Origin of the sequence: Halorubrum sp. C191 (assembly GCF_002727095.1) — an archaeon.
GTDB lineage: Archaea > Halobacteriota > Halobacteria > Halobacteriales > Haloferacaceae > Halorubrum > Halorubrum ezzemoulense.
In genome coordinates this window covers 12,706-24,772 of sequence record NZ_NHNZ01000110.1, presented here as the reverse complement: position 1 = coordinate 24,772, position 12,067 = coordinate 12,706, and the positions used below count along the sequence as shown (strand labels likewise).

Sequence of the window (12,067 nt, the reverse complement as noted above, 5' to 3'; positions counted from 1 at the left end):
TAGGGTTATTAGAAAAGCTTTCGGCACCGACCGGGCACCGGGATCGCTCCCGGCAGATCCGTCCGACGCCCCGCGTCCGTGCCTATCGCTCCGGCTCTTCGTCCTCGTCCGCGTCGGTCTCGAAGACGTCGATGACTTCGAGGGGAACGTCGCGGAGGGCGCCGCCGACCTCGCTTTTCGCGATCCGTTCCGCGTGCTCCTCGCTGTCGGCGTTGAACACGTCGATCTCTAGGAGCAGCCCTACGAGGGCCGTGTTCGCCGCGAGGAACGCGGCGTCGAACGGCTCGCCGCAGGCCGGACAGCCGGTGACGCCGGGCTCGACCTCGACGTACTGCTTGTCCGTCTCGTTGAGTCGCTTGCCGGCTTCGCTGACCGCGACGCCGATGGCGTCGTCGGTCTCCTCGACGTCACGGACCAACCAGGCGGCTTCCATCGCGACTTCGTAGTTGCTCATACGCGGTCGGAGGAGCCGCAGGGTTTCTTGTCTTGTGGTTTGGCCGCGGTCGAAAACGAGCCGTCGATCACGCGGAACCGGCGGCGAGACGCGCCCTACAGGCGGTCGACGATCGCCGCGGTGACCTCGTCGGTCGTCGCCGAGCCGCCGAGGTCGCCGGTGCGCGGGCCGTCGGAGAGGACGCCCTCGACCGCGTCGCGGACCCGCTGCCCCGCCTCGACGTGGCCGAGGTACTCGAGCAGCATGGCCGCCGAGAGGACCGCCGCGGTCGGGTTGGCGACCCCCTCGCCCGCGATGTCCGGGGCCGTGCCGTGGACCGGCTCGAACAGCGCGTTGTCGTGGCCGATGTTCGCCGACGGGAGCAGACCGAGGCCGCCGACGAGCCCGGCCGCGAGGTCGGAGAGCACGTCGCCCGCGAGGTTCGGGCAGACGATCACGCCGTACTGGCCCGGGTCGAGCGGGAGCTTCGTCGCGAACGCGTCCATCAGCTCCTCGTCGGCGTCGACGCCGCGCTCGTCTGCGACCGCCGCGACCTCGTCGCGGAACCGGCCGTCCGTCTCGCGCATCACGTTCGCCTTGTGGGCGACGGTGAACCCCTCCTCTGGGTCCCCGGCGGGGCCGCGCCCGTCCTCGACAAAGTCACAGGCGTACTCGGCCAGCTCGCGCGAGGCCGACGACGTGACGACGCGTGTCAGCGTCGAGAGGTCCTCCGAGAGGCGGTCCTCGTGGCCCGCGTAGACGCCCTCGGTGTTCTCGCGGAGGAACACCACGTCCGTCTCCGGCCGGAGCGCGTCGACGCCCGGGAGCGCCTTCGCGGGCCGGACGTTGACGAACGAGTCCACCGCCTCGCGCAGCGGGAGGATCACGTCGGCGGCCGTCTCGCCCGCCGCGCCGAACAGCGTCGCGTCCGCGTCGGCCACCAGGTCGTACGTCTCGTCGGGGAGCGCCTCGCCGGTCGCGTCCCGGGTCGCGTCGCCCGCGTCCCCGCGGACGAACTCGAAGTCGGGGTCGAGCGCGTCCAACACCTCGACGGCGGCCGGCACGACCTCGCGGCCGATGCCGTCGCCCTCGATGACGACGATCTCGTCGGTCATCCGGCTCAGTCGTCCCCCTCGACGTACGGCAGGTCGGCGACGGTCTCGTCGACCTTGCTCCGGTTCGAGTACATCAGCGCGGTCGTGTCCCAGATCCCTTCGACCAAGGCCTCGCGCATCGCGTCGTCGACCTCGACGTCGATGACGGTGTCGCCATAAGTGACAGTCTCCCCTTCCACGTCGACCTCGATGTCGCCGTCGGGGTTCGCCTCGATCCACTCCTGGAGCTCGACCACGGTCTCGTGGTCGGCGGTGACCGCGGGGATGCCGAGCGACTTACAGTTGTCGCGGAAGATCTCGGCGTAGGACTCGCCGACGACGCCGTCGACGCCCCACCGCATCATCGCCTGCGGCGCGTGCTCCCGGGAGGAGCCGCAGCCGAAGTTGGAGTTAACGACCGCGATCGACGCGCCCTCGAAGCGGTTGAGCGGGTGGTCGTTGAACTCCCCGTCCTCGTCGCGCCGGGCGTCATAGAAGAGGTAGTCCGCCATGTTGTCGAACGTGACCTCCTTCATGAACTGCGCCGGCAGGATCTGGTCGGTGTCGACGTCGTCGCCGGGGATCGGGACGCCCGTACCCGAGACCTCGGTGATGTGTTGGTCGTCGCCCGCGTTGGCGTCGGGGGCCATCAGTCGGCCACCTCCTCGACGCCGCCCGCGCCGCCGGTCGGCCCGTCGTCCAGGTAGTCGCGCGCGTCGACGACCTCGCCCTCGACGGCCGCGGCCGCGACCATCGCGGGGCTCATCAGCACCGTCCGCCCCTCCTTCGAGCCCTGCCGGCCGACGAAGTTGCGGTTCGACGATGACGCACACACCTCGCCGGCGCCGAGCTGGTCGTCGTTCATCGCGAGGCACATCGAGCAGCCGGCGCGTCGCCACTGGAAGCCGGCCTCGATGAACGTCTGGTCGATGCCGCGCTCCTCGCACTGGGCGCGGACCGTCTCCGAGCCGGGTACGGCGAGCGCGCGCACGTCCTCGTCGACGCTGTGGTCCTCTAGGATCCGCGCCGCTTCCTTGAAGTCCGAAAGGCGGCCGTTCGTACAGGTGCCGAGGAACGCCACGTCGACGTCGTACCCGAGCATCGACTGCCCGGGCTCGACCTCCATGTGGTCGATCGCCTTCTCGGCGGCCTCCCGGTCGGTCCGCTCCTCGAAGTCGTCCGGGTGCGGCACCGGCTCGTCGATCCCGACCACCTGCCCGGGGTTGATCCCCCACGTGACCAGCGGGTCGAGTCCGTCGGCGTCGACCGTGACCACGTCGTCGTACTCGGCGTCGTCGTCGGAGGCGATCGATTCCCAGTACCGCTTCCGCTCCTCGAACGCCTCGCCCTCGGGGACGTACTCGCGGCCCCGCAGGTACTCGTAGGTGGTCTCGTCGGGGTTGATGTACCCCGCGCGGGCGCCGCCCTCGATGGACATGTTACAGACGGCGAGCCGTCCCTCCATGTCGAGCGCCTCGATTGCGGGGCCGCCGTACTCGTACACGTGGCCGACGCCGCCGTCGACGCCGAGGTCCTTGATCACTTTCATGATCACGTCCTTGGCGTAGACGCCCTCGCCGAGCTCGCCCTCGACTTCGATCCGGCGGACCTTCTGCTTGTCCGCGGCGATACAGCCGGTCGCGAGCACGTCGCGGATCTGGCTGGTCCCGATGCCGACGCCGATGGAGCCGAACGCGCCGTGGGTCGCCGTGTGGCTGTCGCCGCACGCGACCGTCATCCCCGGCTGCGAGAGGCCGAGTTCGGGGGCGACGACGTGCGTGATCCCCTGCTTCCCGGAGTCGAATCCGAAGAAGGTGATCCCGCTCTCGCTCGTGTTGCGTTCGAGCGCCGAGAGCATCTCCTCGGCCTGGTCGTCGGCCAGCGGGCGCTCGCGCTTGTCCGCCTCCGTCGGCGCGATGTGGTCGGTGGTCGCGAACGTCCGCTCCGGGTACGCCACGTCGAGGTCGCGCTCGCGCAGCATCCCGAACGCCTGCGGGCTCGTCACCTCGTGGACGAGGTGGAGCCCGACGAACAGCTGGTCCTGCCCGTTCGGCAGCTCCGTCACCTTGTGGCGCTCCCACACCTTGTCGTACAGCGTTCCCTCGCTCATCGGGCGTCACCCCGGACCGCCGCGCAGTCGGAGGACCGACCGCTCACCGCTACGCCCATCAGGCGGTCACCTCGGCGCTCTCCTCCTCCTCGTCGCCCTCGGCCGACTCCTCCCACGCGAACAGGCCGCGCAGCTCCTCGCCGACGGCCTCGATCTCGTGGGTCTTCTCCGCCTCGCGGAGCTGGGTGTAGGAGGGGCGGCCCGCCTGGTTCTCCGCGATCCACTCGCGGGCGAACTGGCCGTTCTGGACCTTCTCCAAGACCTCTTCCATGTTCTCGCGGGCGTGCTCGTCGACGACCACGTCGCCCTGCGTGAGGCCGCCGTACTCGGCGGTGTCGGAGACGGAGTCCCACATCCCGCCGAGCCCGTCCTCGTACATCAGGTCGACGATGAGTTTGAGTTCGTTGAGGCACTCGAAGTACGCCATCTCGGGGGAGTACCCGGCGTCGACGAGCGTCTCGTACCCCTGTTTCACCAGCGAGGTGACGCCGCCGCAGAGCACCGCCTGCTCGCCGAACAGGTCGGTCTCCGTCTCCTCGCGGAACGACGTCTCGACGACGCCGGCGCGGGTACAGCCGATCGCGGCCGCGTACGCGAGCCCCTCGTCGTGGGCGTCGCCGGTGGCGTCCTGGTACACCGCCAGCAGGCCGGGCGTCCCCTGGTCATTCTCGTAGTTGCGGCGCACGAGGTGGCCCGGCGACTTCGGCGCGACCATCGTCACGTCGACGTCCTCGGGCGGTTGGATCTGGTTGTAGTGGATGTTGAACCCGTGCGCGAACTGGAGCGTGTCGCCCGCGTCCAGGTTCGGTTCGATCGCGTTCTCGTACACGTCCGGCTGAACCGTGTCGGGGACGAGGACGCTCACCACGTCGGCCGCGGCGACGGCGTCCGCGGGGGCCTCCACGCGGAGCCCGTCGCCTTCGGCGGCGGCCCGGGAGGAGCTGCTCTCGCGGAGGCCGACGATCACGTCGACCCCGCTGTCGGCGAGGTTCTGCGCGTGCGCGTGGCCCTGCGAGCCGTAGCCGAGGACGGCCACCGTCTTGTGCGCGATCGCCTCCTCGTCGGCGTCTTCGTCGTAGTATACTGTCGAGTCGAACGTCTGCGTGTCGTCTTCGGTCATGTGTATCGTTGTGAGTTCCTGTGTGGTCGCGTGTCAGTCGTCGTGCGTGGTCGGTTCGGCGGCCGTGCCGGGCTTCTCGCCGGGCGCCGTGGGGGTGTTACCGCGAGCGAGGGCTGTCGGCCCCGTCCGCGCGATCTCGACGATACCGAACCGGTCGAACGCGCCGATCGCGTTGTCGATGCTCGCCTTGTCGCCGGTGAGTTCGACGGTGATCGTCTCGGGGCCGGCGTCGACCGTCCGGCCGTCGTACATCTCGGCGACCGCGTGGACCGCCGCGGGGTCGTCGGCCTCGACCTTCAGCAGGACGAGCTCCGAGGTGACCGCGTCGCCGGCGACCTCGCCGACCGAGATGACCGGCTTCAGCTTCGACATCTGCTTTTCGATCTGGTCGATCCCGGGGTCCGTCTCCTCGACGACCATGGTGATCCGCGAGTGACCGTCGACGGTCGTCGGCCCCACGGTGAGGCTCTCGATGTTGAACTGGCGGCGGGAGACGAGGCCGGAGACGCGCGCCAGCACGCCGGGCTCGTCCTCGACGAGTGCCGAGATGACGGCGCGGTGCGACTCGTGTTCGGCCTCGACGACGGGGTCGATCCGGATCCCCTCGAGGTTCCGGCGCCCCTCCGGGTGGTCGCGCTCGTTCGGACCGGGCTGTTCGCCCGGGAGCGGCCGGGAGTCGGCGCCGGGCGCGACGGGCGATCCGCCGTCGGCCGCCGCGGACGCCTCATCGCGCCCGGTGTGCGGCTCCCCGTCGGACGCCGCGGTGTCGTCGCTCATAGCTGGTCCTCCGCGGCCGCGAACTTCCCGTTCGCACCGCCGCTCGGCACCATCGGCAGGACGTTCTCCGCGGGGTCGACGTGGAAGTCGACCACGGCCGGCCCGTCATAGTCGAGGGCTTCCTCGACCGCGGGCGCGACCTCGTCGTAGTCGTCGACGCGGAGACCGAGCGCGCCGAACGCCTCCGCGAGCTTGTCGAACTCGGGCATCCACGTGTAGTCGGAGGCCATGTGTCGGCCCTCGTAGAACGCGTCCTGCCACTGGCGAACCATCCCGATGTACTCGTTGTTGAGCACGGCGATCGTGATGTCGAGCTCCTCGCGGACCGCGACCGACAGCTCCTGCATCGTCATCAGGAAGGAGCCGTCGCCGTCGAAACACACCACGTCGCGGTCCTCCTCGCCCATCGTGTCGGCCGCGACCCGCGCGCCGACCGCGGCGGGCACGCCGTACCCCATGGTCCCCAGCCCGTGGGAGGAGACCCACGTCCGCGGCTCCGTGTACGTCCAGAACTGCGAGGCCCACATCTGATGCTGGCCGACGCCGGTCGTGACGATCGTGTCATCGTCGGTCGCCTCGTCGAACGCCTCGACGACGAACTGGGGCTTCAGCGGCTCGTCCTCGGGCGTCGCGTACGTGAGCGGGTACGTCTCCCGCCACTCGTCGCACCGGTCGCGCCACGCCTCGGCGTCGGGCGCGTCGCGGACCGCGGCGGTCAGTTGGTCGAGGACGCGCCCGGCGTCGCCGATCAGCGGGTAGTCGGCGTGGACGTTCTTCGAGATCTCCGCGGGGTCGATGTCGACGTGGATCACCTCGGCCTCGGGCGCGAACGTGTCGATCCCGCCCGTGAGCCGGTCGTCGAACCGAGTGCCGACCGCGATCAGGCAGTCGGTGTGGGTGATCGCCAGGTTCGCGTAGCCGGTTCCGTGCATCCCCGCCCACGAGAGGCAGAGATCGTCGTCCTCGGGGAACGAGCCGATCCCCGGCATCGTCGTCGTCACCGGGATCCCGTAGCTCCGGGCGAACGTCCGCGCCTCGTCGCTCGCGTCCGCCTTGATGACGCCGCCGCCGAACAGACAGACGGGGCGCTCGGCGGCCTCGATGGCGCGCGCTGCCTCCTCGACCGACTCCGCGTCGGCGTTCGGGTCGGGGTCGGTCCCCGCGGGCGGCGTCGCCGGACCGGGCGTCCGGTCGGTCTCGTCCTGCGTGACGTCCTTCGGGAGGTCGACGAGCGTCGGCCCGGGGCGCCCCGCGCGCGACAGCTCGAACGCCTCGCCGACAGTGTCGCCGACGGTGTCGGCCCCGCTCGCGAAGTAGTTGTGCTTCGTGATCGGGCGCGTGACGCCGACCGTGTCGGTCTCCTGGAACGCGTCGTTGCCGACGAACTCCGTGGGCACCTGCCCGGTCAGCGCCAACATCGCGTCGGAGTCCATGTCGGCGTCGGCGATGCCGGTGACGAGGTTCGTCGCGCCGGGGCCGGACGTGGCCATACAGAGCCCGGGTTCGCCCGCGACGACGCCGTACGCGTCGGCGGCGTGCGCGGCGCCCTGCTCGTGGGCCATCGTCACGTGCCGGACGGAGGAGTCGTACAGGGCGTCGTAGACAGGCATGATCGCGCCGCCCTGAACGCCGAAGGCGGTCTTCGCGCCCGCGGCCTCGAGGGCGGCGACGACCGACTCGGCGCCCGTCGAGACGGGCCCCGCCGTCTGGTGTTCGTCCGGTTCGGTCGGCTCCTCGGTCGCGGCCGCCGTCGAGCCGTCGTCCGACTCGTCCGCGTCGGATCGCGGCTGTGCTGCTGTGTCGCTCATTGTCGTGGTTGGTGTGGCATCTGGTGGGTCGTCGTGTGGGTCGCTGCGAACGCGCGACGGGCGGGCCCGCGCCGCGTCCCTCGGGGGCGCGGCTTCGCGCGTCGAGAACGGCTCGGCCGCCGACGTTCGGCGGCGCGTCGCGTCGGTGAGGAAGGGGTAATGTAGGGGCTTATACCCCTACAATGATCGGCGCGACGGCTCCGAACGCGGTAGCGCGTTCCGCGAGCGCGGTGTGCCGTCGCATCTCGCCCGAAGCAACGCGGCCGGGGTATAAATTCCTGTCGGGCGTCCGGAACGGAACGCCGTCGGGACTGCTCCCGCGACCGCCCTCGCGGTCGCTCGGGGGGCGCTCCGGTCGGGGAGTGGGTCATCAGACCCGGACCTCCTCCTCGCGCGTGACGTTCGCCTCCTCGGCGAACCGCTCGACGTCGCCCGCGGTCACCTGCCGCTTGCCGGCGCCGTACTCCTTGACCCGCTTCGTGATCGTCCGGACCTCGGAGTCGGTCGGGTCGAAGCCGGCCTCCACCAAGTGCTTGCGCACGCTGTGGGTGCCGGTGTGTTTGCCCAGCACGAACTCGCGCTCGGCGCCCACCATCTCCGGAGTCATCACGCCGGTCTCGAACGTGTCGGCGTTCTCGATGACGCCCGCGGCGTGGATGCCGGACTCGTGGGCGAACGCGTTCCGGCCGGTGATCGGCTTGTTCGCGGGCACCGGGATGTCCGAGGCCTCCTCGACGATCCGGGCCAGCTTGGTGATCTGGGTCGTGTCGATGCCGGTGTCGACGCCGTACACCGACTCGACGGCCATGACGACCTCCTCATAGGCGGCGTTGCCGGCGCGCTCGCCGATGCCGTTGACCGACACCTGCGCCTGCTCCGCGCCGTTCTCGAAGCCCGCGACGGCGTTGGCCGCGGCCATCCCGAAGTCGTCGTGGGTGTGGACATCGACGCGGGCGTCGGTGGCCTCGACGACGGCGTTCACCGTCTCGCCGAAGCTGGTCGGCATCCCGACGCCGCAGGTGTCGGGGATGTTGATCCAGTCGGTGCCGGCGTCGGAGACGGCCTCGACGATGTCGATCAGGTAGTCCGGGTCCGTTCGAGTGGCGTCCATCGGCGAGAACATACACTCGACGCCGGCGTCTTTCACCTTCTCGACCGCGTCGACCGCGCGCCCCTTCGCCTCCTCGCGGGTCGCGTGCATCGAGTCCTCCAGCTGGACGTCGCTGGTGGAGACGAACACGTGGACCATCTCGACGCCGGAGTCGATGGCGGCGTCGATGTCGCCGTCGACGACCCGGGCCAGTCCGCAGACGGTGGTGTCCGTCGCGGCGGCGATGTCGCTGACGGCCTCGAACTCCGCGTCCGAGTTGACCGGGAACCCCGCCTCGATGACGTGGGTGTCCATGTCGTCCAGCGTCGCCGCTATGCGGCGTTTCTCGTCGTAGCTGAACGATGTCCGTGGTGACTGTTCTCCGTCTCGCAGGGTCGTGTCGAAGATCCTGACAGGACCGATATCGACGTTAGAAGCTATCGTGCCCTGGAAGAACTCGATCCGCCGGGGTGTCCGACGAAGCCTCCGTGATGTCTATCATCGATTCACGACAAGACGGTCGAGTACTTAATCGTTTGGACAATCGCAAAATCGGTGCGGACCGGCAGTTCGGAGCCGAAGAGCCGAAGAGCAGTAGATCGCATGACTGCGGCGGTGTCAATACACCTTAAGGAGGTAATACACACACCGAGGATCCGGCACGTATTCCGATTCGGAAGTCAGTTAATAAGTGGTCTCGACGTTCGTTTCGTTCGTACTGCGGGCGGCCGGCGGTTCACGCGCGAGACGAGTCAGCGAGTCTCACGGCGCTATCTCCACCGTGATCGGCGGTCGGTCCGCACCGATATCCGGGTCGACCGGCGGACGCGCCGCTACCGACCGAGCGCGTCGGTCACCTCGCGCCGGAGCGCGACGAGGTCGGGGTCCGCCCGCTCGCGGGGCCGGTCGATTTCGACATCGACGACCGACGCCACCCTCCCGGGCTGCCCGCCGAGCACGACGACGCGGTCCGCGAGGTAGACGGCCTCCTCCACGTCGTGCGTGACGAGGACGACGGTCGTCCCGCGCGCGTCCCAGACGTCGAGCAGGTGGTCCTGCTGGTCCGCCTTCGTCAGCCGGTCGAGCGCGGAGAACGGCTCGTCGAGCAGCAGCACGGCGGGGTCGTAGGCGAGCCCCCTCGCGAGCGACACGCGCTGAGCCATCCCGCCGGAGAGCTCGTCCGGGCGGCTCCCGGCGAACCCGTCGAGCCCGACCGTCTCGATCAGGTCGTCGACGCGCTCGCGAGCCGCCGGGGTGTCCGGGTCGACGTCGGCCGGGAGTCCGACGGCGACGTTCTCCCGGACGTCCGCCCAGTCGAGCAGCCGCGGTTCCTGGAACACCATCCCGACGGCGTCGCTGCCCCCCTCCCTGACGTCCGCGCCGTCGACGGCGACGCGCCCGGCGAACTCGGCTTCGAGTCCGGAGAGCACGCGGAGCAGCGTCGACTTCCCGCACCCGGAGGGGCCGACGACCGCGACGAACTCGCCGTCCGCGACCGCGAGGTCGACGCCGTCGAGCGCGACCGTGTCCCCGTACCGCTTCCGGAGGTCGTCCACCACGAGGACGGGGTCAGCGTCCGACGACACGGTCTCTCACCTCTCTGACCGCGACATCCGAGCAGTTGCCGAGGAACGCGAACAGCAGGATCGACCCCACGATGATGTCGGGCCGCGCGAGGGTCCGCCCGTCGCTCAGCAGGAATCCGATGCCCTGACTCGCCGCGATCAGCTCGGCGGCGACGACGAACATCCACGCCAGTCCGACGCCGCCGCGGATCCCAACGAGCAGGTCCGGGAGCGCGGCCGGGAACACGACCCGGCGCAGCGACTCGACGCGCCCGAGGTCGTACACCTCGGCGACCTCCAACAGCTCCTCGTCGACCGCGGCGATGCCGGTCGAGAGGTTGAGGTACACCGGGAAGAACGCGCCGACAGCGATGAGCAGCACCTTCGCGCTTTCGCCGATGCCGAACCAGAGGAGGAACAGCGGCACCCACGCCAGCGACGGGATGTTCTTCAGGCTCTGGAGGAGCGGGTCGAGGAGGTCGCTCGCGGTCCGCGAGAGCCCGGTGGCGGTCCCGAAGACGGTTCCGACGACGATGCCGAGGCCGGCACCGAGAACGACGCGCTGGACCGTGATCGCGACGTGGCCCCACAGCTCGCCGGTGGCGGCCATCCCGTAGAGCGTCTCCGCCACGCGCAGCGGGGTCGGCAGCTGGTACGCCGCGATGATCCCGGTCGCGACGACGAGGTGCCAGACGACGACGAGCGCGGCGGGGACGAGCAGCCCGAGCAGGGGCCGGAACCGGCTGGCGGCGGGGAGGGGAACCGGGCCGAGGCTGCGAGACTCGGCGCCGCCGGCCGACTCGCCGGCCGTCGACCCACGGCCGGAGTCGGAGTCGCGGGACACCCCGGACTCCCGGCGGGTGTCGGCGGCCATCTCAGACGACCTCGCTCGCGAACTCGGAGTCGATCAGGTCGTCGACGTTGCCGGCGGGGTCGGCGTCGTCGGTCACGAGCCCCTCGCGTTCGAGAATCGGCGAGAGGTCCGCGAGCAGTTCGCGGTGGGGCTCGCCCGGGATCGGCTCCGAGAGGTCGTTCCGCTGGGTGAACACGCGCTCCGCGACCGGCTCGGACATCTCGGAGGCGTCGGCGAGGATCCCGGCGGTCGCCGTCGGGTTCCCGATCGCCCACTCGCGGCCCCGCTCGTAGGCCTCGATCACGCGACGCGCGTCCTCGGGCCGGTCGGCGAGGAACCCGTCGAGGAAGTTCAGGAACCCGTACGTGTTGTACCGCGGCTCGCGGAAGAACAGCTCCGCGCCGTCGTGTTCGAGCTCCAACTCGGCCATGTGCGGGTCGAGTCCGGCCCACGCGTCGACCTCTCCCCGGACGAGAGCGGACTGTCCCTCGGGGTGCTGGAGGTTGACGACCTCGACGTCCTCCTCGCTCAGCCCGGCGTCGTCGAGCGCCTGAAGCAGGAAGAAGTACGGGTCCGTCCCGCGGGTGGCGGCGACGCGGCTCCCTTCGAGGTCTTCGACCGATTCGATCCCGGTCTCCTCGAACGTGACGAGCGCCGTCCACTCCGGCTCCGAATAGACGTACGGCGTCGTTATCGGCACGCCGTTCGTGCGGGCCATCAGCGCCGCGATTCCGGCGGTCGAGGAGACGTCGGCCTCGCCGCTCTGGGCGTACTCGTTCGCTTGGTTGCTCCCGAGGCTCAACACCCACTCGACGTCGGTTCCGGTGTCGGCGAACGCCGCTTCGAGCCACCCCTTCTCGCGCAACACGAGACTGACCGGGTTGTAGTACGCGTAATCGACCGTCACTGTGCCCGAGTCGCCGCCTCCGCCCGCGCAGCCGGCGAGCAGCGAACCGCCGATCGCCGCGCCGGTGCCGCGGAGGAACTTTCTTCGCTCCATCGTACCTCCGCATACCGGTGCCACTCATAAGCCAATATGGCTATGGAGAATATTCAATCGCATCTATGATGTTTCTTAGTTATTCGTTACCGGGTCGTGCGTCGTGGTGGCACGGACGTCGACGGTCGCGACACGGATGTTGACGGGCGGACGGGCGCTTTCGACAGATGGGCGATCGGGAACGGAGCCGCTCGTCTCGCGTTCCGGGTCCCGGATC

Annotated in this window: 11 protein-coding genes; all 11 read right to left on the bottom strand. The window is 69.9% G+C overall.

Annotated features, from left to right (window positions below; genetic code table 11):
* Nucleotides 1–82: 82 nt before the first annotated feature.
* Nucleotides 83–454 (bottom strand): DUF555 domain-containing protein, encoded by a 372-nt coding sequence (locus tag Z052_RS10860; RefSeq protein WP_006113355.1) that lies wholly within the window; start codon nt 452–454, stop codon nt 83–85.
* A 95-nt stretch (nt 455–549) separates the two neighbouring features.
* Nucleotides 550–1,548: an isocitrate/isopropylmalate family dehydrogenase gene (locus Z052_RS10855; RefSeq protein WP_049929873.1), complete on the bottom strand. Its 999-nt coding sequence runs from the start codon at nt 1,546–1,548 to the stop codon at nt 550–552.
* Nucleotides 1,549–1,553: 5 nt separating this feature from the next.
* Nucleotides 1,554–2,177, bottom strand: coding sequence for a 3-isopropylmalate dehydratase small subunit (leuD, locus tag Z052_RS10850; RefSeq protein WP_049929874.1), 624 nt, complete (start codon nt 2,175–2,177; stop codon nt 1,554–1,556).
* Entirely contained in the window at nt 2,177–3,637 is a 1,461-nt protein-coding gene (leuC, locus tag Z052_RS10845; RefSeq protein ID WP_094579646.1) for a 3-isopropylmalate dehydratase large subunit, read from the bottom strand. The genes leuD and leuC overlap by 1 nt, the downstream gene beginning before the upstream one ends.
* Before the next feature lie 58 nt (nt 3,638–3,695).
* Nucleotides 3,696–4,757 carry a ketol-acid reductoisomerase gene (gene ilvC / locus Z052_RS10840; protein ID WP_086215687.1) on the bottom strand — a complete coding sequence of 354 codons (1,062 nt, stop codon included), beginning with the start codon at nt 4,755–4,757 and terminating at the stop codon, nt 3,696–3,698.
* 33 nt (nt 4,758–4,790) lie between these two features.
* Entirely contained in the window at nt 4,791–5,534 is a 744-nt protein-coding gene (ilvN, locus tag Z052_RS10835) for an acetolactate synthase small subunit (RefSeq protein ID WP_094519538.1), read from the bottom strand.
* A complete protein-coding gene (ilvB, locus tag Z052_RS10830; RefSeq protein ID WP_086215685.1) occupies nt 5,531–7,342 on the bottom strand; it encodes a biosynthetic-type acetolactate synthase large subunit in 1,812 nt (603 codons plus the stop codon). Before ilvB ends, ilvN begins: the two co-directional genes overlap by 4 nt.
* 370 nt (nt 7,343–7,712) lie before the next feature.
* The gene (locus Z052_RS10825) at nt 7,713–8,873 is read right to left on the bottom strand and encodes a LeuA family protein (protein ID WP_179235213.1); all 1,161 of its coding nucleotides are present in this window, start codon (nt 8,871–8,873) and stop codon (nt 7,713–7,715) included.
* A 392-nt stretch (nt 8,874–9,265) separates the two neighbouring features.
* Nucleotides 9,266–10,018: an ABC transporter ATP-binding protein gene (locus tag Z052_RS10820; RefSeq protein WP_094519540.1), complete on the bottom strand. Its 753-nt coding sequence runs from the start codon at nt 10,016–10,018 to the stop codon at nt 9,266–9,268.
* Nucleotides 10,002–10,871 (bottom strand): ABC transporter permease, encoded by an 870-nt coding sequence (locus Z052_RS10815; RefSeq protein WP_086215682.1) that lies wholly within the window; start codon nt 10,869–10,871, stop codon nt 10,002–10,004. Before Z052_RS10815 ends, Z052_RS10820 begins: the two co-directional genes overlap by 17 nt.
* A gap of 1 nt (nt 10,872) precedes the next feature.
* The gene (locus Z052_RS10810; RefSeq protein ID WP_094494947.1) at nt 10,873–11,850 is read right to left on the bottom strand and encodes an aliphatic sulfonate ABC transporter substrate-binding protein; all 978 of its coding nucleotides are present in this window, start codon (nt 11,848–11,850) and stop codon (nt 10,873–10,875) included.
* Nucleotides 11,851–12,067: the final 217 nt, after the last annotated feature.

Excerpts from the sequence above, each read along its gene's own strand:
- Z052_RS10860 (WP_006113355.1), bottom strand. The coding sequence starts at position 454 with ATGAGCAACTACGAAGTCGCGATGGAAGCCGCCTGGTTGGTCCGTGAC.
- Z052_RS10855 (WP_049929873.1), bottom strand. The coding sequence starts at position 1,548 with ATGACCGACGAGATCGTCGTCATCGAGGGCGACGGCATCGGCCGCGAG.
- leuD (WP_049929874.1), bottom strand. The coding sequence starts at position 2,177 with ATGGCCCCCGACGCCAACGCGGGCGACGACCAACACATCACCGAGGTC.
- leuC (WP_094579646.1), bottom strand. The coding sequence starts at position 3,637 with ATGAGCGAGGGAACGCTGTACGACAAGGTGTGGGAGCGCCACAAGGTG.
- ilvC (WP_086215687.1), bottom strand. The coding sequence starts at position 4,757 with ATGACCGAAGACGACACGCAGACGTTCGACTCGACAGTATACTACGAC.
- ilvN (WP_094519538.1), bottom strand. The coding sequence starts at position 5,534 with ATGAGCGACGACACCGCGGCGTCCGACGGGGAGCCGCACACCGGGCGC.
- ilvB (WP_086215685.1), bottom strand. The coding sequence starts at position 7,342 with ATGAGCGACACAGCAGCACAGCCGCGATCCGACGCGGACGAGTCGGAC.
- Z052_RS10815 (WP_086215682.1), bottom strand. The coding sequence starts at position 10,871 with ATGGCCGCCGACACCCGCCGGGAGTCCGGGGTGTCCCGCGACTCCGAC.
- Z052_RS10810 (WP_094494947.1), bottom strand. The coding sequence starts at position 11,850 with ATGGAGCGAAGAAAGTTCCTCCGCGGCACCGGCGCGGCGATCGGCGGT.